The sequence below is a fragment of the Vibrio sonorensis genome, assembly GCF_001854765.1.
GTDB classification, from domain to species: Bacteria; Pseudomonadota; Gammaproteobacteria; order Enterobacterales; family Vibrionaceae; genus Vibrio; species Vibrio sonorensis.
Map to the genome: position 1 here is coordinate 29,979 of NZ_LJJE01000027.1, position 26,079 is coordinate 56,057.

28 protein-coding genes and 1 pseudogene are annotated in these 26,079 nt (G+C 44.7%); 20 read left to right on the forward strand and 9 right to left on the reverse strand.

What is annotated here, in order from left to right; genetic code table 11:
• Window positions 1-126 precede the first annotated feature (126 nt).
• The 3 genes from pyrB to BLO31_RS04990 all read left to right on the forward strand — a co-directional run bounded on the left by pyrB (window position 127) and on the right by BLO31_RS04990 (window position 2,082).
• Window positions 127-1,056, forward strand: a complete 930-nt coding sequence (pyrB, locus tag BLO31_RS04980; RefSeq protein WP_070963154.1) for an aspartate carbamoyltransferase — start codon at window positions 127-129, stop codon at window positions 1,054-1,056.
• 16 nt (window positions 1,057-1,072) lie between these two features.
• Window positions 1,073-1,534, forward strand: coding sequence for an aspartate carbamoyltransferase regulatory subunit (gene pyrI / locus BLO31_RS04985; RefSeq protein WP_070963155.1), 462 nt, complete (start codon window positions 1,073-1,075; stop codon window positions 1,532-1,534).
• 158 nt (window positions 1,535-1,692) lie between these two features.
• On the forward strand, window positions 1,693-2,082 hold the full coding sequence (locus BLO31_RS04990) for a RidA family protein (RefSeq protein ID WP_070963156.1): 390 nt from the start codon (window positions 1,693-1,695) through the stop codon (window positions 2,080-2,082).
• 45 nt (window positions 2,083-2,127) lie between these two features.
• Here the strand turns inward: BLO31_RS04990 and djlA are convergent, their stop codons facing one another.
• A complete protein-coding gene (djlA, locus tag BLO31_RS04995) occupies window positions 2,128-2,994 on the reverse strand; it encodes a co-chaperone DjlA (protein ID WP_070963157.1) in 867 nt (288 codons plus the stop codon).
• A 149-nt stretch (window positions 2,995-3,143) separates the two neighbouring features.
• Between djlA and lptD the strand changes: the two are divergent.
• The 12 genes and pseudogenes from lptD (at window position 3,144) to BLO31_RS05050 (ending at window position 13,926) form a co-directional block, all read left to right on the forward strand.
• Window positions 3,144-5,506: pseudogene (gene lptD / locus BLO31_RS05000) on the forward strand (LPS assembly protein LptD).
• A 42-nt stretch (window positions 5,507-5,548) separates the two neighbouring features.
• On the forward strand, window positions 5,549-6,844 hold the full coding sequence (gene surA, locus BLO31_RS05005) for a peptidylprolyl isomerase SurA (RefSeq protein ID WP_070963158.1): 1,296 nt from the start codon (window positions 5,549-5,551) through the stop codon (window positions 6,842-6,844).
• Window positions 6,834-7,826, forward strand: coding sequence for a 4-hydroxythreonine-4-phosphate dehydrogenase PdxA (gene pdxA / locus BLO31_RS05010; RefSeq protein WP_070963159.1), 993 nt, complete (start codon window positions 6,834-6,836; stop codon window positions 7,824-7,826). Before surA ends, pdxA begins: the two co-directional genes overlap by 11 nt.
• Window positions 7,827-7,839: 13 nt before the next feature.
• The gene (gene rsmA / locus BLO31_RS05015) at window positions 7,840-8,667 is read left to right on the forward strand and encodes a 16S rRNA (adenine(1518)-N(6)/adenine(1519)-N(6))-dimethyltransferase RsmA (RefSeq protein ID WP_070963222.1); all 828 of its coding nucleotides are present in this window, start codon (window positions 7,840-7,842) and stop codon (window positions 8,665-8,667) included.
• 33 nt (window positions 8,668-8,700) lie between these two features.
• The gene (gene apaG / locus BLO31_RS05020; protein ID WP_070963160.1) at window positions 8,701-9,081 is read left to right on the forward strand and encodes a Co2+/Mg2+ efflux protein ApaG; all 381 of its coding nucleotides are present in this window, start codon (window positions 8,701-8,703) and stop codon (window positions 9,079-9,081) included.
• Window positions 9,082-9,111: 30 nt separating this feature from the next.
• Window positions 9,112-9,918 (forward strand): symmetrical bis(5'-nucleosyl)-tetraphosphatase, encoded by an 807-nt coding sequence (locus BLO31_RS05025; protein ID WP_070963161.1) that lies wholly within the window; start codon window positions 9,112-9,114, stop codon window positions 9,916-9,918.
• 201 nt (window positions 9,919-10,119) lie between these two features.
• Window positions 10,120-11,022, forward strand: coding sequence for an N-acetylmuramic acid 6-phosphate etherase (gene murQ, locus BLO31_RS05030; RefSeq protein ID WP_070963162.1), 903 nt, complete (start codon window positions 10,120-10,122; stop codon window positions 11,020-11,022).
• A 1-nt stretch (window position 11,023) separates the two neighbouring features.
• Entirely contained in the window at window positions 11,024-12,391 is a 1,368-nt protein-coding gene (locus BLO31_RS05035) for a PTS transporter subunit EIIC (protein ID WP_070963163.1), read from the forward strand.
• Between the two features lie 62 nt (window positions 12,392-12,453).
• Window positions 12,454-12,654, forward strand: coding sequence for a MurR/RpiR family transcriptional regulator (locus BLO31_RS24260; RefSeq protein ID WP_245688391.1), 201 nt, complete (start codon window positions 12,454-12,456; stop codon window positions 12,652-12,654).
• Window positions 12,633-13,298, forward strand: a complete 666-nt coding sequence (locus BLO31_RS05040) for a MurR/RpiR family transcriptional regulator (RefSeq protein WP_245688392.1) — start codon at window positions 12,633-12,635, stop codon at window positions 13,296-13,298. The genes BLO31_RS24260 and BLO31_RS05040 overlap by 22 nt, the downstream gene beginning before the upstream one ends.
• 11 nt (window positions 13,299-13,309) lie before the next feature.
• Window positions 13,310-13,645, forward strand: coding sequence for a YidH family protein (locus BLO31_RS05045; protein ID WP_070963164.1), 336 nt, complete (start codon window positions 13,310-13,312; stop codon window positions 13,643-13,645).
• A complete protein-coding gene (locus tag BLO31_RS05050) occupies window positions 13,642-13,926 on the forward strand; it encodes a hypothetical protein (protein WP_070963165.1) in 285 nt (94 codons plus the stop codon). The genes BLO31_RS05045 and BLO31_RS05050 overlap by 4 nt, the downstream gene beginning before the upstream one ends.
• A gap of 25 nt (window positions 13,927-13,951) precedes the next feature.
• Here BLO31_RS05050 and folA read toward each other — a convergent pair whose 3' ends face one another.
• The 6 genes from folA to rplU form a co-directional block, all read right to left on the reverse strand.
• Window positions 13,952-14,431: a type 3 dihydrofolate reductase gene (gene folA / locus BLO31_RS05055; RefSeq protein WP_070963166.1), complete on the reverse strand. Its 480-nt coding sequence runs from the start codon at window positions 14,429-14,431 to the stop codon at window positions 13,952-13,954.
• 14 nt (window positions 14,432-14,445) lie between these two features.
• On the reverse strand, window positions 14,446-14,919 hold the full coding sequence (locus tag BLO31_RS05060) for a threonine/serine exporter family protein (RefSeq protein WP_070963167.1): 474 nt from the start codon (window positions 14,917-14,919) through the stop codon (window positions 14,446-14,448).
• Window positions 14,916-15,683, reverse strand: a complete 768-nt coding sequence (locus BLO31_RS05065) for a threonine/serine exporter family protein (protein ID WP_070963168.1) — start codon at window positions 15,681-15,683, stop codon at window positions 14,916-14,918. The genes BLO31_RS05060 and BLO31_RS05065 overlap by 4 nt, the downstream gene beginning before the upstream one ends.
• Before the next feature lie 115 nt (window positions 15,684-15,798).
• The gene (gene cgtA, locus BLO31_RS05070) at window positions 15,799-16,971 is read right to left on the reverse strand and encodes an Obg family GTPase CgtA (RefSeq protein ID WP_070963169.1); all 1,173 of its coding nucleotides are present in this window, start codon (window positions 16,969-16,971) and stop codon (window positions 15,799-15,801) included.
• 206 nt (window positions 16,972-17,177) lie between these two features.
• The gene (rpmA, locus tag BLO31_RS05075) at window positions 17,178-17,435 is read right to left on the reverse strand and encodes a 50S ribosomal protein L27 (protein WP_004401772.1); all 258 of its coding nucleotides are present in this window, start codon (window positions 17,433-17,435) and stop codon (window positions 17,178-17,180) included.
• A gap of 21 nt (window positions 17,436-17,456) precedes the next feature.
• Entirely contained in the window at window positions 17,457-17,768 is a 312-nt protein-coding gene (gene rplU, locus BLO31_RS05080; RefSeq protein ID WP_070963170.1) for a 50S ribosomal protein L21, read from the reverse strand.
• A 272-nt stretch (window positions 17,769-18,040) separates the two neighbouring features.
• Here rplU and ispB point away from each other — a divergent pair, with 272 nt between their 5' ends.
• Window positions 18,041-19,012: an octaprenyl diphosphate synthase gene (gene ispB, locus BLO31_RS05085; protein WP_070963171.1), complete on the forward strand. Its 972-nt coding sequence runs from the start codon at window positions 18,041-18,043 to the stop codon at window positions 19,010-19,012.
• Between the two features lie 47 nt (window positions 19,013-19,059).
• On the opposite strand, the gene BLO31_RS05090 is transcribed toward ispB, so the two are convergent.
• Together BLO31_RS05090 and mdh are read right to left on the reverse strand one after the other, a co-directional pair.
• Complete coding sequence (locus BLO31_RS05090; RefSeq protein ID WP_070963172.1) at window positions 19,060-19,251, reverse strand: hypothetical protein; 192 nt, start codon at window positions 19,249-19,251, stop codon at window positions 19,060-19,062.
• A gap of 96 nt (window positions 19,252-19,347) precedes the next feature.
• Window positions 19,348-20,283 carry a malate dehydrogenase gene (gene mdh / locus BLO31_RS05095; protein ID WP_070963173.1) on the reverse strand — a complete coding sequence of 312 codons (936 nt, stop codon included), beginning with the start codon at window positions 20,281-20,283 and terminating at the stop codon, window positions 19,348-19,350.
• Window positions 20,284-20,771: 488 nt separating this feature from the next.
• On the opposite strand from mdh, the gene argR reads away from it, so the two are divergent.
• From argR to BLO31_RS05115, 4 genes are all read left to right on the forward strand, one after another.
• Window positions 20,772-21,242 (forward strand): transcriptional regulator ArgR, encoded by a 471-nt coding sequence (argR, locus tag BLO31_RS05100; RefSeq protein WP_070963174.1) that lies wholly within the window; start codon window positions 20,772-20,774, stop codon window positions 21,240-21,242.
• Window positions 21,243-21,574: 332 nt separating this feature from the next.
• Complete coding sequence (locus BLO31_RS05105; RefSeq protein ID WP_070963175.1) at window positions 21,575-22,543, forward strand: TAXI family TRAP transporter solute-binding subunit; 969 nt, start codon at window positions 21,575-21,577, stop codon at window positions 22,541-22,543.
• A 262-nt stretch (window positions 22,544-22,805) separates the two neighbouring features.
• Entirely contained in the window at window positions 22,806-25,385 is a 2,580-nt protein-coding gene (locus tag BLO31_RS05110) for a TRAP transporter permease (RefSeq protein WP_070963176.1), read from the forward strand.
• Between the two features lie 138 nt (window positions 25,386-25,523).
• Window positions 25,524-25,961: a universal stress protein gene (locus BLO31_RS05115; RefSeq protein ID WP_070963177.1), complete on the forward strand. Its 438-nt coding sequence runs from the start codon at window positions 25,524-25,526 to the stop codon at window positions 25,959-25,961.
• Window positions 25,962-26,079: the final 118 nt, after the last annotated feature.

The following is a 26,079-nucleotide window of genomic DNA, read 5'->3' on the forward strand; positions in this document are numbered from 1 at the left end:
CGCTTTTACATTCGTAAGCTCGTTGGCTTACTGGCCTTTTGTTTTACTATCTCCCACCAATTTTAAGGCCTCCCAGTTTGGGGGGCTTTTTTATGGCCTAAATATACTCAGCTAAGGAAGATGATGATGACGAACACGCTGTACAAAAAGCATATTATCTCTATACCCGAGCTTTCACGCCAAGAGCTGGAGCTTATTGTCAAAACCGCTGGTGAACTAAAATCTACCCCAAAGCCAGAGCTGATTAAAAACAAAGTGGTTGCCAGCTGTTTCTTTGAACCTTCTACTCGTACTCGTCTCTCATTTGAAACCGCCATTCAACGCATTGGTGGTGATGTGATTGGCTTTGACAGCGGCGGTAACACGTCGCTAGCCAAAAAAGGTGAGACTTTAGCGGATTCGGTGCAAGTCATCTCTTCTTACGTAGATGCCTTTGTTATGCGTCACCCACAAGAAGGGGCTGCAAGACTTGCCTCCGAATTTTCTAACGGCGTTCCTGTCATCAATGCGGGTGACGGTGCTAATCAACACCCAACTCAAACCCTACTGGATCTGTTCTCTATCGCAGAAACTCAAGGCCGTTTGGATGAGCTTAACGTGGCGTTTGTCGGCGACCTAAAATACGGCAGAACCGTGCACTCACTAACGCAAGCCTTAGCCAAGTTTACCAAAGTGCGTTTTTTCTTTATCGCCCCTGAAGCACTCGCTATGCCCGAGTACATTTGTGAAGAACTCGACGAGGCCGGCATCGAATATAGCTTGCACACTGATATGGAAGAGGTGATTCCTCACCTAGATATTCTGTATATGACGCGCGTTCAAAAAGAGCGTTTTGATGAGTCTGAGTACGCGCATATTAAGTCTGCATACATACTTACTGCAGCCCTGCTAAAAGACGCCAAAGAAAACCTAAAGGTGCTTCACCCTCTGCCTCGTGTCGATGAAATTACTACGGATGTCGATAAAACCCCATATGCCTATTACTTTGAGCAAGCAGAAAACGGCGTTTATGCACGAGAAGCTTTGCTTGCATTAGTTCTAAATGAAACGCTGTAACTGGGAGAGAAAAAAGATGTCAAAAGAAACTCAACTTCAAGTAGAAGCCATCTGCAACGGCACGGTAATCGACCACATCCCAGCTCAAATTGGTATCAAAGTCCTCAAACTTTTTGATATGCACCGCTCTGAGCAGAAAGTGACTATTGGGTTAAATCTTCCTTCGTCGGCACTGGGCCACAAAGACCTTCTCAAAATAGAAAATGTATTTATTAGTGAAGAACAAGCGAGCAAACTTGCCCTTTATGCACCACATGCGACGGTAAACCAAATCGAAGACTACAAGGTAGTTAAAAAGCTACCTTTAGAACTGCCTGATCAGGTAAACAATGTCTTCGCTTGTCCTAACACCAACTGCATCACTCATGATGAGCCAGTAGAAAGTAGCTTTAAAGTGTTTGAGAAAAATGATGATATTCGCCTCAAGTGTAAATATTGCGAAAAAGTGTTTTCTAGAGAAGTAGTGACAGAGCGTTAGTGACATTTCGCCGTTACAATTAGACTCGGCTTATGGATACTTCAGGCGCCCATTACGGCGTCTGGAATACTTAGCACCTCTGTGGATTATTGCTTTACGGCACACGAGTTTATCGGCACACTGATCCCTTCAACTCTCTAATAACAATGGAACTGAAAATGACTAAAGTCCTTCATACTGATGCTGCTCCTGCTGCTATTGGCCCGTATATTCAAGGTGTTGACTTGGGTAACATGGTACTCACCTCTGGCCAGATCCCTGTCGACCCTGCTACTGGTGAAGTTTCTGAAGATATCGCTCAACAAGCTCGTCAGTCTCTAGAAAATGTAAAGGCGGTGGTTGAATCTTCCGGTCTAACGGTTGCCGATATTGTTAAAATGACGGTATTTGTTAAAGACCTCAACGACTTCGGCACGGTAAACGACGTATATGGCAAGTTCTTTGATGAGCACCAAGTAGCCAACTACCCTGCGCGCTCTTGTGTTGAAGTGGCCCGTTTACCTAAAGATGTAGGTATTGAAATTGAAGCCATTGCGGTTCGCAAATAGACTAGGCTTAAAAGAATAACGGCGAGCTAACTGCTCGCCGTTTTTTTACTTAAAACCTTTGACCTTTTTAATTAGGTCGTATGCATTTTGTATCTCTTGTGACTTTTCTTTTGCCACGTTCATCATCTCTGGCGGTAGACCTTTCGCCATCAGTTTATCTGGGTGGTGTTCATTCATAAGTTTGCGATAAGCACGCTTTACCGTCTTACCATCTGCACCTTCTTCAACGCCCAGTACCTCATAGGCATCTGATAACTGATTCCCTTGCGCTGCTTGCTGCCACCCTGATGACTGGTGTGACCCAGAATGGTGTTGGCTGGAAGCACCTCCAAAGCCACCTTGTCGCTGGAAGCGAAAGGCCGCTTCTTGCATTCTCAACCTTTGCTCTAGCTGATCTGAAGAAAAACCTAACCCCCGCGCAATGCGGTGCAATACGTTTCTTTCGCTTGGGTGAATATCTCCATCGGCAAAGGCCGCAGAAATTTGCAGTTCTAAGAAAAACTGCAATAAATCAAAGCGTCCACCAGTGGAAATTTTTACCCGTTCAAGTATTTCATCCAACGGAAAATCCGAACTCTTTCCTTCGCGAAATGCCTCTTGCGCCGCTTTGCGTTGCTCTCCATGAAGGTTCATTCTATCCATCATAGTGATGGCCAAAGCTATCTCTTCTTTGGTGACTTTCCCTTTTGCCTTAGCAACATGCCCCATTACTGCAAACGCAGATTTAAAAAATTCTTCCTGTTTTTCACTTTGGCTTGGCCCAGCCCCAAAAGTACCAGTATTAAAACCAGCCTGACTTAGTCGACGGGCTTTATCAAACTGATGCCCAAGGAATAATCCAAACAGGGCACCCAGTGGGCCTCCGAATAAAAAACCAAAAAATAGGCCAAGAATTTTGCCAAAAATATGCATTATGTGCTCTCAATCTATGAATTTTTACATCCACTTGCGGTCTTATAGTGCCGTAAGGGTTAATTTCATTTATGATAAAGGCCGTTTTATAGAAGCTCTGGTCTTTATCATGACCGGATATATCAAGTTAAACAGGATAGTAAAACTCGATGTCACGTTTTCCTCGCTCCTTGCTGGCTGCCTCAATTAGTGCCGCTTTATTTGTGCCTCAGACTCAAGCAGAAGCTTTAAAAGACAACATCCTAGACGATAGTGTGCAGGAACTGCCCGCTATAGATCAATGTTTGATTAACGAGCCTACCGCTGATAATCCGAACCAACTGCCGATTAACGTTGAGGCTGACTCTCTAGAAGCCATCAATGGTGATAAGGCGACATACAGCGGAAGTGTTATTGTTACACAGGGCAAGAAGCGATTAGAAGCGGATACTGTGACCATGCACCAAGAAGAGAACATTGCCGTTGCAGAAGGCAACGTTCGCTTTAGTGATGGGGAACTTAAATCCGTTTCCGATAAAGCCACCCACAACATGACAACCGAAGAAGTACAGTTAGAAAACACTGACTACGAGTTTTTGTGTGCGCCTGGACGAGGAGATGCGGTTTACATAGCGAAAACAGGCAAAGCTATGTACGAGATCGAAGACGGTACTATTACTTCTTGTCCCGAAGACAACAATGCGTGGCGTATGAGTGCCACCAGCATTGAAATCGATCAAAACGAAGAAGAGGCGACCCTCTACAACCCTCGTTTTGAAATTCAAAACATTCCTGTTTTTTATCTACCTTACCTAGTCGTGCCAATTGGAGATACCAGAAAAACCGGTTTTCTATACCCCACGGTTTCCTATGGCACTAGAGACGGTTTTCAAGTTGAGGTTCCCGTTTACTGGAACTTAGCGCCAAATTACGATCTCGAAACCACGTTCAAGCACATGCAAGAACGCGGACTGCAGGTAGACAATAAATTTAGATATCTAACCGCTTTGGGCGAAGGGTCTATAGATGTCGAGTATTTAGTTGACGATCAAAAGCACACTGACAAAGGCAAGCGCTGGGGTATGCAATACCAGCACGACGGTATTTACAGAGACAACTGGAAGTTTGAAGTCGATTACTCAAAAGTTAGTGACGTCGAGTATTTTTCTGATGTTAGCTCAAATATTGGTAATCGAGAAGATGGTCAGCTAGTTCAGGAAGGAAAAGTATCTTACCGAGCAAACTCTTGGGACGCTTCGCTGTTAACGAGAGATTTTCAGGTATTGACCAAAGCCGGAAATATGCCTTATCGCTTATTACCTCAGCTTGAGTTTAACTATTACGCTCCACGAGTGTTAAGCCACTTAGATTTTGATGTTAAAAGCCACGTCTCCGTATTTGACACCGATGATGGCAAAAAACCATCAGCAACACGTGTCCATGTAGAGCCTGGGATAGCTCTTCCTCTTGGCTCCACGTGGGGAACTTGGACGACAGAAACTCGTTTACTGGGTACTTACTATCAGCAAGATTTAGATAATATCGATCTTACAAGTTCGGCGTATGATGACTTTAATCTTCAAGAGACCACTTCCCGAGTCATTCCCGAGTTTAGAACTCACGCAGGCATAGTACTAGAGCGCGACACGGTAATCTTTAGTGACTACAGGCAGACACTTGAACCTCAAGTACAGTACCTATACGTACCAGAGAAAGATCAAAGCGAAATCTATCTGTATGACACCACTCTGTTGCAATCTGATTATTACGGACTGTTTAGGAGCCGCAAGTACAGTGGGGTAGATAGAATCGCCGCTGCGAACCAGTTTAGCTATGGCGCCTCAACGCGATTTTTTGATGATGAGTACAAAGAAAGGTTAAATATCTCATTTGGCCAAATTTTTTACTTGGACAAGAAACACAAGAGCCAATCTGAATTTGATAAGTCAGAAGAGAACACCAACTACTCAGCGTGGGCTGTAGAGATGGACTTCAACTTTAACGACTATCTATTCTATCACGGTGGCGTCCAGTACGATGTAGATAGTAGTGATCTACAACTTGGTAACAGTACGCTTGAATACAAGTTTAATAGAGGCTATATCCAAGCTAACTATCGCTATGTGACCAAAGAGTATATTGAAGAGACGGTAAACTTCGATACCAGTTCAATCACGAAAGAAGGTATTTCCCAGTCTGGCATTTTGGCTTCTTATCGTTTAACTAACAAATGGCATGCAAGGGGCCAGTACTTCTATGACCACACATTAGATGAAGCACTGGAGTGGTTAGCAGCTCTTAATTACACCTCCGATTGCTGGTATATCGGCTTTACCTACAGCAAACAGCTTAAAGAGTGGGAGGGTGATTATATTAATACATCTTCCGCAGTGCCGGTATACGAGAACAACTTTAGCTTAAACTTCGGAATAATAGGGTTTGGTACCAATATTGGGGCAGGTTCAGCATGGCTGAGTTAGATAATGCGGATAACTCTTTGGGTTACGGCCGTCCATTTTTCCTAAACAACTAATTAATACTGATTGCACGACTGCAATTATTTACAGGGTAAGATATGAATTGGTATAAAAATTTAATCTTGGGTTTACTCGCTATTACATCAGCGTTTTATGCAGTTGCAGCACCTAAACCTTTGGACAAAGTCGCTGTTATCGTCAACAGCGGTGTTGTACTTCAAAGTGACATTGATTCAGCTATCTCAACTTTAAAGCTCAATGCAAAAAAGAACGGTGCAGAGTTACCGAGTTACGATGTACTCAAGCAGCAAGTGAAAGAGAAACTGATCGTAGATACTATTCAGCAACAAGAAGCTGAACGTCTGGGAATTCGCATTGACGATAACAGGCTCAACACTGCTATAGAAGAGATCGCAAAGAACAACGAGAAGAGCATAGAACAGCTGCGTGAAACCATCTCTCAGGAGGGTCTAAGTTACGCAGAGTTCCGCGAGCAAATTCGTCGAGAAATCGCCGCCAGTGAAGCGCGTAACGCCTTAGTTCGCCAGCGAATCAATATTTTGCCAGCCGAAGTGGAAAACTTGGCTGAAGTTTTGGCTCAAGAGACAAGCGCAACGGTTCAATACAAAGTTTCGCACATTCAATTGCGCGTTGAGAATGAAGAACAAAAAGCAGAAGTTGAAAAGTTGGCTAACCTTTTAGTTCGCAAGTTAGGTGAAGGAGCGGACATTGCCACAATGGCTTACACCTACTCTAAAGGCCCAAAAGCGTTAGAAGGCGGTGATTGGGGCTGGATGCGTAAAGAAGAGATGCCGACGATCTTCGCAGACCAAATTAAGCTAGAGCAAAAAGGCACTGTTATTGGCCCATTCCGCAGTGGTGTTGGTTTCCATATTCTTAAAATTACTGACGTAAAAGGCCTTGATACCATTGCAGTCACTGAAGTCAATGCTCGTCATATTTTGATTAAACCAACGGTCATCCTCAGTGATGAAGGCGTTAAAAAAGAGCTGCTTGATATTACCAAACGCATTCAAGATGGCGAAGCCACCTTTGGAGAAATGGCACAGCGTTACAGCCAAGATCCAGGTTCAGCCGCGCAAGACGGAGAATTGGGCTACCAGACCTCTGATCTTTATGTTCCAGAATTTAAACACCAAGTTGATACGCTACCTAAGCGTCAAATCAGTGAGCCGTTTAAAACCGTCCACGGTTGGCACATTGTCGAAGTCATCGATCGCAGAGAAGTAGACCGAACCGATTCAGCAATGAAAAATCGCGCTTACAGAATACTCTTTAATCGCAAGTTCAACGAAGAAGCGAGTGCATGGCTGCAAGAGATCCGTGCCGCAGCTTACGTAGAAGTCTTAGACGAGGAGTCAGATGTCAACTAAACGCATAGTGGTGACTGCCGGTGAGCCGGCAGGCATCGGTCCAGATTTAGTTCTCGCACTTGCGGAGCAAAACTGGCCTCATCAAATTGTCGTCTGTGCAGATAAGTCTTTGATTGCCGAGCGTGCCAAGCAGCTCGGCATTGTCGTTTCATTGGAGCAATACAAGCCGGACACTCCTTTGCAGCCCCAACAACAAGGCACCCTACTGATAGACCACATCCCACTCGTTGAACCAGCAGTAGCGGGGGAACTCAACGAAGCAAATAGCCACTATGTGTTAAAAACACTAGAAAGAGCAGCGATAGGCTGTATGAATGGTGAGTTTGATGCTATTGTCACCGGCCCAGTGCACAAAGGGGTGATTAACCGAGCTGGTGTTGCCTTCAGTGGACATACGGAGTTTTTTGCTGAAAAGTCCAACACCCCTCTAGTGGTGATGATGTTAGCTACTGAAGGACTAAGAGTAGCCTTAGTCACCACGCATATACCTCTAGCGTATGTTTCTAAGGCTGTTACGTCGGAGAGGCTAGAAAGTATCGTAGAGATACTGCATCGAGATTTAGTGGTTAAATTTGGTATAACTTCGCCTAAAATCTATGTGTGTGGTCTAAATCCGCACGCTGGAGAAGATGGTTGTTTGGGTATGGAAGAGATAGAAACCATTACTCCGACACTAGCTCGTATTAGAGAAGAAAAGGGCTTTGACTTAATTGGCCCTTTACCCGCAGACACCATTTTCAATGAAAAATACCTACAGGAAGCTGACGCGGTACTCGGAATGTACCACGATCAGGTACTTCCTGTATTAAAATATAAAGGATTCGGCCGCTCAGTGAATATTACGCTGGGATTACCGTTTATCAGAACATCTGTTGACCACGGTACAGCGCTAGATTTGGCTGGAACGGGGGAAGCAGATACAGGGAGCTTTAGCACCGCACTTGCTCATGCAGTAGAGCTTGTTGATAAAAAATCGAAATAATCTTGAGAGAACTATGAGAAACGATGTCCATTTAGGACACAAAGCGCGTAAGCGTTTTGGTCAAAACTTCCTGAACGACCCATATATTATCGATGGCATTGTCTCATCGATAAACCCAAGACCAGGCCAAAACCTAGTAGAAATAGGCCCAGGCCTTGGTGCAATCACTGAGCCTGTAGGTAAAGAAGTCGATAAGTTTACTGTTATTGAGCTTGACCGAGACTTGGCAGAACGCTTGCGCAATCACCCAGAGTTGGGAGAAAAGCTAACCATACACGAAGGTGATGCGATGCGCTTCGACTTCGCCCAACTGGTTAAGCCAAACAACAAACTGCGTATATTCGGTAACCTGCCGTACAATATTTCGACCCCTTTAATGTTTCATCTTTTTGAATTCCATAAAGATATTCAAGACATGCACTTTATGCTTCAAAAGGAAGTGGTCAATCGCTTATCAGCGGGCCCTGGTAGTAAAGCATATGGTCGCCTAACGGTCATGGCGCAATACTACTGTAAAGTGGTACCAGTACTAGAAGTGCCACCTACCGCTTTTGTACCGCCACCAAAAGTCGACTCTGCGGTTGTACGCCTTGTCCCTTACGAAGAGCTGCCGCACCCAGCAACTAGCCTAAAGTGGCTGGATCGCGTATGTAGAGAAGGCTTTAACCAAAGACGTAAAACCGTTAGAAACTGTTATAAAGGTTTGCTCTCAGTAGAAACCTTAGAAAAGTTGGGTATCAACCCGACAATTCGCCCAGAGAACTTAACGCTGGAGCAATTTGTTGCCATGGCTAATTGCTGGACGCCAAACAAAAATAAGCAGTTAATACGGGAGGGGTAACCCTCCCTTTTGATAGCGACGTAAGGATGAATAATGGATTTCAAAACCCCTTGCATCAAAATACAGGTTCACACTCAATACATACGTGAGCAGTCTGAACCTGAGCAAAAACGGTATGTATTTGCCTACATAATAACGATTAAAAATCTAAGTAATCAGGACGTACAGCTCACTCGACGAAACTGGTTAATCACTGATGCCAACGGTAAGCAAATGACAGTGGAAGGGGAAGGTGTCGTTGGGCAGCAACCCATCATTCACGCCAACGACGAGTACACTTATAACTCTGGAACGGCTTTGGAAACCCCTGTTGGAGTAATGCAGGGCCATTACGTCATGCTTGATTCACATGGTAACGAGTTTAAAGCCGAGATCGATCCCTTTAACTTGGCGATTCCCAATATCCTTAACTAAATCTACTCGTTGCAGAACCTAGGAGAAAATGTGGCTACCTACATCGTCGGTGATATCCAAGGGTGCTTTGATGAGCTCATTTTACTACTCGAAAAAGCCCGCTTTAATCACGATTCAGATCAGCTATACATTGCTGGTGATCTTGTTGCTAGAGGTCCAAAGTCTTTAGAAACATTGCGTTTTGCGATGAAGCACAAGGACTCGATACACTGTGTCTTGGGCAACCATGATCTCCACTTACTCGCCGTATCTCTCGGAATACACAAAGTAAAAAGCAAAGATAAAACCGCCCCCATCCTCCAAGCAGACGATAGAGAAGCCCTGCTCACTTGGCTAAGGCGGCAACCTCTTCTTATAGAAAAAGACGATTTTATTATCTGCCACGCTGGCGTTTCACCGCTTTGGGACTTAGAACAAACACGAGAGTCAGCTAAGGAAATTGAAAGTATCCTATCTAGTGAACGTTGGAACTGGCTTATTGAAAACATGTACGACAATCAACCTGATCAGTGGAGCGATAACCTAACTGGCATAGAGAGATATCGATACATTATCAATGCATTTACTCGCATGCGCTTCTGTTTTCCAGACGGGCGACTCGATATGCAATGCAAGCTGCCACCTACGGAGGTTTCAAAAGACGAACTTCTTCCGTGGTTTGAAGTCCCGAACCGAAAGCCAATTGGCAAAACCATACTATTTGGTCACTGGGCCGCATTAGAGGGGTATCACTCCGAAGGACTCATAGGATTAGACACCGGATGCGTATGGGGCGGAGAGTTGACTATGATTCGGTGGGAAGATAAGCAAATCTTTACTCAGCCAGCCATCTCTTAACACATGAGCCTAGCACCCGCTAGGCTCTTTTTTTACTCCAATAACTCATATTTATCACTTCAATTCTTGCCCTGTTTGTTGAGAAAAAAATCAATCAACACGATGTTCTACGTGATCAAATGCACGTAATTCGCTCAAATTAATTGTCGGGTCTCGACAATTAATTATTATTTAAATGTCGAATATCAACAGAGAAAGAATATGAGTGAGTTATCCTCCACTATCCAAAAAGAGCAGAACCCTGAAACAAATGGGTTATCAGAACTACCTACAATCGAAATACTCAAGCTACTTAATAGCCATGATCAAAGTGTACCTGCCGCGATTGCTCAGGTACTTCCAGATGTGCTTGCCGCCGTTAAGATCATTGCAGAGCAATTGAAGCAAGGAGGACGCTTATTTTACGTCGGAGCAGGAACCAGCGGCCGACTTGGTGTATTGGACTCGGCTGAATGCCCCCCTACTTTCGGAACCGACCCTTCAATAGTTCAAGCTGTGATTGCTGGGGGCTTAGATGCCATGCTAGCCGCAGTAGAAAACATTGAAGATTGCACCAAGTCTGGCCCTCTCGAATTGGAGACGCGTCAGCTATCGCATCTTGATGTTGTTCTTGGTATTGCCGCCAGTGGCCGTACGCCTTTTGTCGTATCTTCACTTGAGTACGCACGAAAAATGGGCGCTAAGACCATCGCACTAAGCACTCGTGGTGAAGGTATCATTTCTGCACTTGCCGATGTTTCTATTGCTCCGGATGTAGGCGCCGAAGTACTTGCTGGATCAACACGAATGAAAAGTGGTTCTGCGCAAAAAATGCTACTTGGGATGATTAGCACCACCGTCATGATCCAATTGGGAAAAGTTCACGGAAACTTGATGGTTGACGTAAAAGCGACCAACGAAAAATTGCGGATCCGTGCACAACATATGGTGAGCACCATTTGCCAAGTTGAGCAGAAGGATGCAGAAGTACTTTTGGACTCTGTAGAGTACAATGTCCGTGCAGCAGTCCTACTGCACAGTTTGGATATTACGTCTTCTCAAGCAATGACTATCGCATCACAACCATTCTGCTCATTGAACCAACAACTGCTGCAAGGAATATAGTATGGCTAAGAAAATAGAACACTTAGAGCAAATCGCCGATGGTATCGAAAAACACATTGGCGGATTTAGTAATGTCATCACTTTAACAAACTGTATGACTAGGGTTCGTTTAGTGGTAAAAGACCGTTCCCTATTTAACGCCGATGCGTTAAAGCAAGTGGAAGGTGTTAACGGCGTCGTGGATGCAGGTGAGCAATACCAAATTATCGTGGGTATGGGAACTGCTGCTAAGGTCGTTAGCGTGCTAAATAAAAGACAGAACGCCTCGGGTGAAACGCCTCAAGCTTCTAGTCAACCAACAAAGCAACCCTTCTCTATCAAACGAGCGTTAAACACACTTGCTGCTATTTTTGTTCCTACTATTCCTGCGTTAATCGGTTGTGGTTTAGTGCTTGGAATGGTGAACATTTTTAAGCTAATGGCACCAGAATTTGTCGCTGCCAATCCCGATATCTTTGCGCTGTTCACTTTAGTTGGTAAAGGCGTATTTGCCGTTCTATCAATTATGATTGGTATGAATACCGCGAAAGAACTTCACGCTTCACCAGCCATTGGCGCAGTAATGGCTGCCGTCCTTACCTCACCGGGCCTTGCCAATATTGAACTTTTTGGAAACACTTTGGTTCCTGGTGGCGGTGGTATGTTTGCCGTGCTTCTTGTGTGTATTTTCTCTTCTAAGTTTGAAGTTTGGTTTAGAAGTCACTGTAAAGAGAGTTTGGATCTTATCTTCACTCCGACATTGACCATTCTAGTTTCATCAGCGGTAGCGCTATTTATCCTACAACCTATCGCACACAGCGTTAATGTTTGGCTAGGTAACTTAGTATCAGTAGCCCTACTCAACGAATCTGCTGGTTCAGTCGCCGTTGGTGGTGTACTAGGTGGCGGTTTCCTATTCCTACTTTTGACAGGTTTACACCAAGGCTTGATCCCTATTCACGCTCAGATCCTAGAAACTTTTGGTCTGAACTACTTATTCCCAATCTTAGCGATGGGTGGCATGGGACAAGTAGGTGCAGCAGCGTATGTGTATCTTAGATCCAAGAACGAACGTCTGAGAAAAACCATCACTGGTGCTCTGCCTGTTGGTATTCTAGGTGTCGGCGAACCACTGCTGTTTGGTGTTTCTTTACCACTGGGTAAAACCTTCGTCGCTGGCTGTATTGGTGGCTTTGCCGGTGGCGCAGTTATGGCTGCATTCAAAGTCGGTATCATCATCCCATTTGGTACAGCGGGCTTGTCTCTGATCCCTTTAGTTGGTGAAGGGCAAATCCTCTCCTTCTTAATCGCCGTTCTCAGCGCGTGGGGAGTTGGTTTCTTGGCATCTATGATTTTAGGATTTACGGATCCTGTCGAAAAATCTGCCTAAAGCCGTTAATATCATCCCGTCATACTCGTGTATGGCGGGAATATTCACTGTATGAGGTTTAGATGGACAGATTAATCAACAAAATAAAGTCACTTGCGCACTCCGCTAATACTAACCAGCAAAAGATCTCACAATTTATCATTGACCAAAACTTTGATCTTTCCCGCTATAGTGCCACTAAAGTAGGTGCTGAACTTGGCCTTAGCGACTCTTCCGTTATCCGTTATGCGAAGCAGCTGGGATGCCAAGCTTCCCCGACCTAAAACTAAAAATTTCAGCTGCTTCTCTGCAGGTGAAAAACAGAGAAACACAATCCATTTACGCCGAAATTCACGCCGATGATTCAGCTGAACAGATCGTCGCTAAGTCTAAATTGCTATTTACTAAAAAGATCGAACAATCACTCAGTTTGATCGAGCCGGAAACGATAGAAGAGTGTGCATCACTGCTCCTTAATGCCCCAAAAATTGTCTTGTCTGGTATTGGTACGTCTGGATTAGTGGCATCTGATATCAATAGCAAACTCATTCGCATGGGTTTCAACGTACATTTCAATACCGACTACCACACTCAGATTGTTCAGGCTTCACTGCTGAAAGAAGATGACGTGCTCATTGTTATTTCTGCCCGAGGCAATACCAAAGAAGTCATTTCGGCCATGGAAGTGGCAAAGCACAAAGGTGCCAAGGTGGTAGCGTTAACGCGCTACGGGAAAGGTAAAGTCGCCAAGCTAGCCGATTTTGTCATCCCCTATTACTACAACGAGGAGCACTCACAATTGGGTATGGTCACTCCTCAGCTATTGCAGATGATCGCCTTTGATGTTCTGTTTTTTAAACTCAGTACACTGGCAGATTCGACCAACATGGCCACCGCAATAGACTCTATCAAAAAGGTTCAGCAGTAGGAGTTCAACCAATGAAAATAGGCAATGACCCAGACTATCGATTTTCCCTTGCTAACGAGCGTACATTTCTTGCGTGGATACGAACTTCTCTCGCATTTCTTGCCACCTCAGTGGCAATCGATATCTTAGCCCAAACTCATCACACTCAGCTTTTGCAACACAGCGAATGGTTGAGCAAGGGCTTAGCCGCACTCTCTTGTACTACAGCAGTATGGGCGATATTTCGCTGGTACCAAAACGAAAAAGCGATGCGCCTTGATGCCCCTCTCCACTATACAAAAGGGCTCTATTTCTTATCTCTCTCTATAGTCTTCTTTGCTGGTTTTATCGGTTACGCTATCGCATGACAAAAGACAAAGGACTGCAAAGAGAAAGAACCCAACTCTCTTGGACCAGAAGTGGATTGGTGATCACTACCGGCTTGCTAATGCTAATCAAACTTGGCAGTTTTAACTTGCTTCAACTGGCGTGTGTGATCTTGTTATTTTGGTTTTTGCTCCAGCTAGTCGCAGTGAGAAAGGGAGAACTTGGTAAGCAGTTGAAAGTATTTAGTCTCGGTGTTTTGGTAAGAAACCTTACCCTCTCTTTTTCGATTTTCTTATGTGCGCTCTGGGTTCTGATTCATTAAGAATCATCAACCAGAGCGATATAAGCTACTTCTCTAACACGACAAAACGCATGTTGTAAGCGTTTTTCTCGTCGGCAAGGTACTGCTCGGAATATGTTTCTTTGTATTCTTGTTCCCACTCAGGAAATTGAGTATCCCCGTCGATATCAGCATCGATGTAAGTCACGTAAAGCTTATCTGCCTTAGGCAAGCAAGCTTTATATATTGCACCACCACCAATGATCATCACTTCTTCAACATCCCCAGCGACTTCAAGCGCTTTTTCAATGGAAGTCACTGTCGTAACACCTTCTATAGAAAGTGAAGCGTCTCGGCTTATGACAATATTTGGTCTGCCGGGCAATGGTCGCCCGATAGATTCATAGGTTTTACGACCCATAATTACAGGTTTACCCATAGTGCAGCGCTTAAACCAAGCAAAATCTGCGGGTAGATGCCACGGCATCTGATTGTCTTTACCAATAACTCTATTTTTCGCCATCGCGGCAATCATACTAATGTTCATTTGACTCCTTCAATTTATACAATCGGTCGGCGGCGATAAAACAACAAACCGGGCATTGCCAAACCAACCGCCAATCCTGCGATAATAAACATGGCTTTGAGAAAATTTTCCATCAAAGAAGACATTAACTCAAGAGAATAACCTTGTTGATTAAGCTCCACTAGAGCGATCATCGCTTTAAAGGCAAACACCCCTGGAATCATGGGAATAACTGACGCTACGGTAAACACTTTTGGGTGAGCCAGAAAACGGTGAGACCAATGCACACCAACCATGCCCACTAGTGTTGCGGCAAAAAACGTTGCCCATTCGATAGGAATGCCATAATGCATCATTAGATATCGAGAACCGTGCCCTAGTGCCCCGCCAATAGCGCAGTACTTTAATGCGTTTTGCGGTACGTTGAACACCAAGGCAAAACCAACTGCAGGAATGGCGGCAAAAAACATGTCGTTAAGCAGACCGAGTAACAAGCCAAAAGAAATCATGCCACCCACCCCCAAACACCAACCAAGCTCATCGCAGCAACAATACCCAAACAAGTAGCCAGAGTGAGAAGACTTGCCATCACAAAACGGGCAATACCCATATTGATGTACCCCTTAAGCATATCCGCCACCGAGTTGATTAAGGGAAAACCCGGAACTAACATCAACACAGAAGAAGCCATGACTATAAAGGGAGTATTGCCAATGTCGAAGATGACTGCCTGAGCCGATACCACCGTTGTTACAAACGCAGTAACAGCAAAGTTCATCAAAGGGTTAAAGTGACGATGACCAATTTCTTGTCGTACAATCATTCCAATTGCAGACGCGAAAAACGTCATAAAGAAAATGGCCCAATCCCCACCTGCCAAACGACTAAAAGCAGCACAAGACAGGCCAATCATGAGCACTACCAGCCAGCGATTGTAGCGCTCTGGACTGATCTCATTGATCTTTTCTTGTGCCATAGAAGCATCGAGAATGCCTCGCTCCAACATAATGCAAATGCGTTGGACTTGGGTTATCACACGCATGTTAATCCCGCGGTCAGGACTGCGCCGTGCTGTTGTAATACAGTGTTCTTGATAAACGGTAGTGACCACGAGTGAACTCGCAGATAGCGAAACTTCCACTTCATCCATTCCGCAAGCCAGTCCTATACGTCTAATAATGTCTCCGACTAGAGTGCTTTCCGCACCATGAGCCAGTAACATTTGTCCAGATTGTGCAATGAGGCGCGACACTGCCCTTTGCTTAGAAGCCATCCTTACTCCCAATGTACCTTTCCATTAAACCGTATTCTGACAGATAAAATACAGAAACCTTTGATTTAGACACAAAAAAACCGCAATAAAATTGCGGCTTTATGTCTAAGATCGATTAATCGCGAACGTAGACAACGTGTCCGTCGTCTTCTTCATCATCCCAATCGTCCCAGTCGTCGTCATCTTCAGTGATAACATCCTTACCCGACATAGCGTCTTTGTGGTAGTCATCCCACATAAAGTTAACTTTGTCTTCTTCGGCCACCTCTTCTTCTTCGCGAGGTAGGTTCTCCATAAAGTCTGCTAACTTGTAACACAGCTCTTTAGTACCACTTCGGTTAACCGCAGAGATTTTAAAATAGTCCCCTTCCCAAGCGAGCGCATCCAAGATTTCTTGAATTCTTGCGTCAGCCTCTTCTTCAGGCATTAGGTCTACTTTATTAAATACCAGCCAACGGGGCTTATCAGCCAACTTTTCACTGTATTGCTCTAGCTCATCAATGATGGTTAAAGCGTTCTGAGCAGGATCCGTTTGATCAATCGGTAAGATATCGATCATATGCAGCAGCACTCGACAGCGCTCCAAGTGCTTAAGGAATCGAATGCCTAAGCCAGCACCATCAGCAGCACCTTCGATAAGACCTGGGATATCAGCTACCACAAAGCTTTTTTCTGGTACAACGCTCACTACACCAAGACTTGGGATCAAAGTAGTGAAAGGATAATCAGCCACTTTGGGTTTTGCCGCAGATACGGCGCGGATAAATGTCGATTTACCCGCATTAGGCAGACCTAGCATACCCACATCAGCAAGTAGCAGTAGTTCTAAGCGAAGTTCGCGAACTTCCCCTTTAGTGCCCAACGTTTTCTGACGTGGAGCACGGTTTACCGATGACTTAAATCGCGTATTGCCTAAGCCATGCCAGCCACCTTTTGCAACCATGACTTTTTTGCCATGCTCCGCCACTTCACCAACGATTTCGTTAGTGTGGATATCGACGGCACGAGTTCCGACAGGAACGCGTAATACCTTGTCTTTACCGCGCTTACCTGTACAGTTACCGCCACGGCCATTTTCACCGCGCTCCCCTTCATAGAAGCGCTGGAATCGGTAGTCGATCAGTGTGTTTAGGTTTTCATCGGCTTGGATATATACATCACCGCCGTCACCACCATCACCACCATCTGGGCCACCTTTGGCTACGAATTTTTCGCGCCAGAAGCTAACAACGCCGTTGCCACCATCGCCAGCTTGGACTTTTACTACCGCTTCATCAACGAATTTCATTTGATACTCCGCAATTTGCGTTGCTCTATTGCAATGCTATCAATTCTAGCAGATCCCACTTTCGGATCGATCACCTGTGATCTTGGATCGCCGCTCTGGAAAAATGGACAAAAACTCTTTGCCAGAATCCTTGTCAATATTCCCTAAGTCGCAATAAAAAACCCTGCCGAATCGGCAGGGCTTTTGAATTCAGCGAGAAAGGTAAATTACTCAGCTTCGATGCTTACGAATTTACGATTCTTAGGACCTTTCACTTCAAACTTAACTTTACCGTCAGTTAGAGCGAAAAGTGTGTGGTCTTTACCAAGGCCTACGTTGTTACCAGCGTGGAACTTAGTACCACGTTGACGAACAATGATGTTACCTGCAAGAACAGATTCACCACCGAAACGCTTAACACCTAGACGTTTGCTTTCTGAATCGCGGCCGTTACGAGTAGAACCACCAGCTTTTTTGTGTGCCATTGTTAAACTCTCCTAAATCAATTAAGCGTTGATGCCAGTGATTTTCACTTCAGTGAACCACTGACGGTGACCTTGTTGCTTACGAGAGTGCTTACGACGACGGAACTTAACGACTTTTACTTTATCGCCACGACCGTGTTGTACTACTTCTGCAACAACTTTGCCGCCCTCTACAAGAGGTGCGCCAACTTTAACTTCTTCACCGTTAGCAACAAGAAGAACTTTATCAAATTCAACAGTTGCACCAGTTTCAACGTCCAATTTCTCTAAACGAAGAGTTTGACCTTCGCTTACACGGTGTTGTTTACCACCAGATTGGAAAACAGCGTACATATCTTACTCCGCTTTTTCCGCACAGCCTTTTGCGTATATCTTGTGCAAACAGGGTGTGCGCTAAACTAATCATCAATAGGGCGCAGATTCTACAGAAAGGATGTCCCTATGACAAGCCATATTTTGAAAAAAATGGCGAAAAGCTAATCGCCAAACAAAAGTGCGCCGATCATGCCTTTTAACCGTGTATTTATCAACGTTTTTTAGTGTATTATTCAACAACTAAAGCAGACAAGAACACCTTGCAGGATCTAACTTCAGCCGGACTTACAATGGATTTTAAAGCTATCCAAGCGCTTACTGCCGATGACATGGCAAAAGTGAATCAAATTATACAATCACAATTGAACTCAGATGTTTCTCTTATTAACCAGCTTGGCTTTTATATAGTCAATAGCGGTGGTAAGCGTATTAGACCACTGTTGGCGGTATTATCAGCCCGTGCGCTCGACTACAAAGGAGAGCACCACAATACAGCCGCTGCCTTTATTGAGTTTATCCACACGGCGACCCTGTTGCACGACGATGTCGTCGATGAATCTGATATGCGCAGAGGTAAAGCAACGGCCAATGCCGCGTTTGGTAATGCGGCCAGTGTTCTGGTCGGAGACTTTATCTATACGCGCTCTTTTCAAATGATGACAGAGCTAGGATCAATGAAGATCCTCAAATTGATGAGTGATGCGGTAAATGTAATAGCAGAAGGCGAAGTTCTTCAACTGATGAACTGCAACGATCCAAACACTACCGAAGAGAGTTACATGCAAGTCATCTACTCGAAGACGGCAAGGTTGTTTGAGGCTGCAACTCAAATTGGCGCCATACTCAGCGACGCGCCCAATGACATTGAAGAGGCCTTGCAAAATTACGGCAAGTACTTAGGAACTGCGTTCCAGCTTATCGATGATGTCATGGATTACACTTCAGACGGCGACGAGATGGGTAAAAACGTCGGTGACGACTTGGCAGAAGGCAAGCCAACCCTTCCCTTACTTCACGCCATGCACAACAGCGCTCCAGAGCAAAGTGCAATGATTAGAGAAGCGATTGAAAAATCCAATGGTATGGACAAACTCGACCCAATACTCGCAGTCATGAACGAAGTGGGTTCTCTGGAGTACACAAGAGAAAAAGCATACCAAGAAGCCGATAAGGCAATAGAAGCCCTCTCTGTTCTTCCTAACTCGCCATACAAAGAAGCCCTGATAACGCTCGCACATATGTCGGTTCACAGAACAAAGTAAAGCTCGCCTGTTGCAGTAAACCAAAGGAAGGCAATTTGCCTTCCTTTTTAGTAGTAGCGGTGACAACCACCGTGAAGTTGCAGGTTCTCTTCGAGCTCTCTCGCTTCAGCAGTGAATTGCTGATGGGAAGCCTGCTCTTCTAGCAAAATTGTGCCCATTTCTCTATCGACAGCCAATACCAAGCCGACTTTGCGATCGCATTCGACAAACATGCCCGTTTTCACATTTTCAATATCCATAGTTTCCTCCTTTATATAGGAAATTACGGACTGAGAAATAGAAAGATCAAAAAAGCCGATCTTAGGATCGGCTTTAGCTATCTTGTTATAGTGTGACTACTTTGCGAAATCGACACCAATTTCTATATCGCCACTTAGTGTCTCAAGCATACCGTCCAGTGCTGCTTGCTCAAACTGGCTAAGTGCACCGTAGCTAAGTACTTCTTCGACACCTTCTTTACCCAATTTTACTGGTTGAGCAAAGTAAGGCGTGTGATCGCCAGGGCCTTCTACATAAGCACACTCAACAACGCCTTCTTCACCTTGAAGCGCTTTAACAAGAGCAAGTCCAAAGCGACATGCTGCTTGGCCCATAGAGAGCGTAGCAGAACCACCACCTGCTTTTGCTTCAACAACTTCCGTACCCGCATTTTGAATACGCTTAGTCAGCGCCGCCACTTCTTCATCAGTGAACTCAACACCTTCTACCTGAGATAGAAGAGGTAGAATAGTCACACCTGAGTGGCCACCGATAACAGGTACTCGAACGTCACCTGGATCTTTACCTTTTAACTCAGCAACGAACGTCTCTGAGCGAATAACATCTAGAGTTGTGACACCGAAGAGCTTGCGTTTGTCGTAAACACCTGCTTTTTTCAAAACTTCCGCAGCAATTGGCACTGTTGTATTTACAGGGTTTGTGATGATACCGATACAAGCTTTAGGACATACTTGCGCAATTTTTTCCGCTAGAGATTTAACGATGCCGGCATTTACGTTAAACAGATCGGCGCGATCCATTCCAGGTTTACGAGCAACGCCCGCAGAGATAAGAACCACGTCAGCACCCTCTAGTGCTGGAGTAGGATCTTCACCAGCGTATCCTTTAATAGACACTGGTGTTGGGATATGACTTAGATCAGCAGCAACACCAGGCGTCACAGGTGCAATATCGTATAGAGCAAGATCTGAACCTGCAGGCAGGCGATTTTTTAGCAATAGAGCTAGGGCTTGACCGATGCCTCCAGCGGCACCAATTACGGCTACTTTCATCGTAGTTCTCCTTGAGATAAATCTCTTATAAATGTCTTGTAGGGTGATTCGTAATCATGTGTTTCAAAATTATAGTAATCACATCTCCATTACAATCGTTTAACTTCATCTTTGCGACTTCGCTCAACTCAGTCTTCACGTGCTACGACCCCCTGCAGGATTATTAACTGAATCCCAGGTTTTGACAAAGTTTTCTCGACCTATTTATCCCACAAAAAACAGGGATTTTATGAGATTAAATCCAACTTTTCGCGGTTCTATAATGGCTGGTTTATTAATAACATTTAACTTTCATTTTCACGAATAAAATCACCTGAAAGAAACAAGTTGTTTACTTAATGAATGACATTAGTCGCGTAGAGAATATTCGGTTTGTCATCAGGCGGGATTTACAGTGATGTGACAGACAGATTTTACCTCTTCGTTTGTTTAAAAGTGCATAGCTATGCGAAAATATTCACTTCCAAACATAAATGGGCAAAAGAACCATGCGTAATTCAGAAAAACAAGATAACCTCGTCCGTGCATTTAAAGCTCTCCTTAAAGAAGAACGATTCGGCTCTCAGGGTGATATCGTCGAAGCACTGAAGAATGAAGGTTTCGAAAACATCAACCAGTCAAAAGTCTCTCGCATGCTAACTAAATTTGGTGCGGTGAGAACTCGTAATGCAAAAATGGAAATGGTTTACTGCCTTCCAGCGGAACTGGGTGTCCCTACGGTTTCAAGTTCATTACGAGAACTTGTTCTAGATATCGACCACAATGCAGCATTAGTAGTGATTCATACTGGGCCCGGTGCGGCGCAGCTTATTGCACGCTTATTGGATTCGCTCGGCAAAGCGGAGGGTATTTTAGGAGTCGTGGCAGGAGATGACACCATTTTTATCACGCCAACTTTGAATATAACGACAGAACAATTATTTAAGTCTGTCTGTGACCTATTCGAATACACGGGCTAATGACAATTTATTGTCACTGATTATCAGTCACGCCAAAATAACTGGCGTGACTTATGTCACATTTTTACCAAACTAGTCATATCATTTTCATTTACTGATAAACCCATGATTTATCAGGCCTCAAGCTAATACTTTACCAACAATACTTCCCTTACATTTCAGTGTAATTTGCTACATTTCTTAACAATCGTATAATTATGTGCCGTTTTTTTTGCTATGATTCAGCCACTTTTTCAACACACGGATTGAAAAAGATGCCGTTTCCAATATAGGAAACCCCCTGAGCAACTACACTTGCAAAGGGGCTAATAATGAATAAGGAAGGGAAATTCATGGCATTAAACAAACTTATCAAAGTCGGTGCTATTGCCGCTGCTGTAATGGGCGCTGGCGCTGTTAACGCACAAGAGTTCGTTACTATTGGTACCGGTTCTGTTACTGGTGTTTACTACCCAACTGGTGGTGCGATCTGTAAGCTGGTTAACAAAGGCCGTAAAGAACACAACATCCGCTGTTCTGTAGAGTCTACCGGCGGTTCTATCTACAACGTGAATACCATGCGCTCTGGCGAGCTAGACTTCGGTATCGTTCAGTCAGACTGGCAGTACCACGGTTACAACGGTACAAGTAAGTTTGAAGAGCAAGGTCCGTACAGCAAACTACGCGCTGTATTCTCTTTGCACACCGAACCATTCAACATCATCGCTCGTGCTGATTCTGGCATCGAAAACGTAACCGACCTTAAAGGCAAGCGCGTTAACATCGGTAACCCAGGTTCTGGTGACCTTGCGACTATGGGTGTGGTAATGGAAGCAATGGGTTGGACCAACGAAGACTTTAAACTGGCTTCTCAGCTTAAAGGTTCTGAGCGTTCACAAGCTCTTTGTGACAACAAAATCGACGCATTTGTCTACGTTGTTGGTCATCCGAACGGATCTATCAAAGAAGCAACCACTTCATGTGATGCTAAGCTAGTTTCTGCTACTGGTGCTCAAATCGACAAGATTGTTGCGGATAACCCTTACTACGCATACAGCACTGTTCCGGCAGGCATGTACCGAGGTACAGATGGTGACGTAAACAGCTTCGGTGTGGCAGCAACGCTAGTAACAAATTCGGACGTATCTGATGATGTTGCTTACAACGTCGCTAAGTCTGTATTCGAAAACTTCGATACTTTCAAACGCCTACACCCTGCGTTTGCTAACCTGAAGAAAGAAGATATGGTATCAGCAGGTCTGTCTGTACCTCTTCACCCAGGCGCAGAAAAATACTACAAAGAAATCGGTCTACTTAAGTAACCTTTTCTATAGACATATCGCCTCACTCATCAAATATTTTGGTGTTCACGAGGTAAAGAACGGAGGAGCAATGCTCCTCCTTCTAATCATATGGCCCAATACTTTTTGGCCATATATCAAATTTGGCTTCTACCATTTCGAAGCCACTCTTTTAAACACCCTAAGAATTATTCAACAATTGAGCAATTTCTCATCTGCACTAAACTGTAAGATGCGAAATTAGATCCAAGCTATGGATCTGAACATAACAAGGATAAAGTACATGACGCAGACAACATCACCGTCTCAAGATGTGCAAGATATGGTCGCACAAGCAGATACTGGCGCGCGAAACCCTAGTGGTATTCCGGGTCGTATCCTTTGGTTTGTGCCACTTTGTTGGTCTTTATTTCAACTTTGGTACGCATCCCCCCTGCCGTTCATTTTTAATTTTGGCGTACTAAACGACACTGAAGCACGTGCAATCCATCTTACTTTTGCCGTTTTCCTCGCGTTTACCGCTTATCCGGCGATGAAAAATTCACCAAGAGACCACATTCCGGCATTGGATTGGTTACTTGCCTTAGCGGGTAGTTTTTCCGCCGCCTATATCTATATTTTTTATACCGAGTTGGCAGACCGCTCCGGAGCCCCAGCCTCTTTTGACATCGTTATCGCTGTAGCAGGTATGGTTTTGCTACTAGAAGCGACGCGTCGAGCTTTAGGGCCACCACTTATGGCGGTAGCAGCGGTATTCCTGCTATACACTTTCGCTGGCCCACATATGCCAGACGTCATTGCCCACAAAGGTGCGAGCTTAAACAAAGCTATGTCTCACCTTTGGTTGACCACTGAAGGGGTATTTGGGGTTGCACTGGGTGTTTCCACCTCCTTTGTATTCCTATTTGTACTCTTTGGTGCAATGCTAGAAAGGGCAGGCGCTGGTGCCTATTTTATTAAAGTTGCTTTCTCACTGCTTGGCCATATGAAAGGCGGTCCTGCAAAAGCGGCGGTTGTCGCTTCTGGCTTATCTGGTCTCGTATCTGGCTCATCTATTGCTAACGTAGTAACGACGGGAACCTTTACCATTCCACTAATGAAACGCGTAGGCTTCCCCGGCACCAAAGCGGGGGCAGTAGAAGTAGCCGCCTCGACCAATGGTCAGCTTACACCACCAATTATGGGTGCAGCGGCATTCCTGATGGTTGAGTACGTGGGTATCTCTTATGTGGAAGTGATCAAAGCGGCACTGCTTCCAGCGTTGATTTCTTACATTGCTCTTATCTACATTGTCCACCTTGAAGCTTGTAAGGCGGGTATGACTGGCCTTCCTCGTCGCCACAACCCAACCGTGATCCAAGGTTTATTGTCATTTACCGGTACTATCCTTGGCCTGTGTGTAATCAGTGCCGCGGTATACTACGGTGTCGGTTGGACTAAAGACGTGTTTGGCGACGCAGCCACATCGATCGTGACCGCAGCCCTCCTGATCGCTTACGTATTACTGGTGAAAGTCTCTTCAAATCATATTGAAGACGGTGCTATCGAGATTGATTCTGAAATCACCGAAGTCCCAGATCCTGGCCCGACTATCAAGTCAGGTTTACACTACTTGCTACCTATTGTCGTTCTGGTTTGGTGTCTTACCGTTGAACGCTTCTCTCCTGGTCTGTCCGCGTTTTGGGCAACGGTCTTTATGATCTTTATCCTAATCACGCAACGACCACTTATCACCCTGCTTTCTAAACAAGGTGATGTGATTGAGCAAACTAAAGCTGGCTTTGTTGATCTTGCCGAGAGTTTGGTCAACGGCGCTCGCAACATGATTGGTATCGGTGTTGCCACCGCAGCAGCGGGTACTGTTGTTGGCGTAGTGACCCTGACAGGTATCGGTCTGGTCATGACAGACTTCGTCGAGTTTATCTCCGGTGGTAATATTATCCTGATGCTTTTGTTTACCGCAGTGATCAGTTTAATTCTGGGGATGGGCCTACCGACAACGGCAAACTATATCGTTGTATCTACACTGATGGCTCCAGTTATCGTAACACTGGGAGCTCAACACGGACTTATCATCCCATTGATTGCCGTTCACCTGTTTGTTTTCTACTTCGGTATCTTGGCTGACGATACACCACCTGTTGGTTTAGCTGCTTTTGCCGCGGCCGCTATTGCTAAATCTGACCCTATCAGAACAGGTATTCAAGGTTTTACCTACGATATTCGAACGGCCATATTGCCATTTATGTTTATCTTCAATACTCAGTTATTGATGATGGGCATCGACAGTTGGTGGCACCTTCTCCTAACGGTAGTATCGTCAATTATTGCCATGTTGATCTTCTCGGCAGCCACTCAAGGTTGGTGGTTCACGCGTAACAAATGGTGGGAAACTGTTCTTCTATTGGTACTAACCTTCTCCTTCTTTAGACCAGGTTTCTGGTGGGATATGATCTATCCGGCAAAAGATCTTTCACCAGGTATTGAGATAGCGCAAATCACGGAATCTCTTAATGTTGGAGAATCATTAGAGCTTCGTGTCGCAGGTGAAAACTTGGAAGGAGATATGGTTGAAAAAACCGTCCGACTTCCGTTTGATGATGAAGCTGTCGGTGCTGACGACCGACTCTCTTCCATGGGTTTAATGCTAACTGAAAACGAAGGCAAAATGATCGTCGACATGGTTGAGTTCGGTAGCCCTGCTGAAGCCGCTGGTGTCGATTTCGATTGGGAAATTAAAACCATTGTTCAAGATGCAGACCGACCGATGAAAGAGTGGGTATTTGTACCAACACTCTTGATTCTGTTCTTGTTAGGCATGAACCAGAGACGACGCGCTCAAAAGGAACAACTGAGCGTATAGTAAAGGGGGTGTTGGATTTAATTTAAAGCCGACATTCCCTAGCCCCATCTCTAAGGTGGGGCTAAGATTTATTAGAAACCTACTAAAAATAGTAGGCAGCGCAACGGACGCATCTTTTCATTAAAAGAGAATATAAAAATGTATAAGCAGATCCTTGTTCCAGTTGATCTAAACGAAAAAGGCTTTTCTCATAAAGCAGTTGAGCTTGCCGTTTGGCACGCTAAACACTCAAATGCAGAAGTACACCTACTCAATGTATTGCCCGGTATCCATATGTCCATGGTTGCTACTTACTTTCCAAAAGATGCGGCAAACAAAATGAAGCAAGATGTCGCTTCTCAATTAAAGCAGTTTGCGAATGAGCATATTAGTGAAGATGTTGTCTACAAAGTCCACGTTGCAGAAGGAAAACCATATGCGACGATTCTAGACTTTGCCGACAAGCTCGGCGCCGACTTGATCATTATGCCAAGCCACAAGCGTTCAAAAATCGACAAAGTGGTACTAGGTTCAGTAGCGAGTAAAGTTGTACAGAACTCGCCCGTCAACGTAATGGTTGTTAAGCCGCAAGGTTAACGACTTTGCTTTGGGATAAAGCACCGCTTCGCCGGTGCTTTTTTTATAGGTACTACCTATTGATTAAATCTGCAATACCCATTTTATTTACGCTTAAATAATCTTAATACTGTCTCTA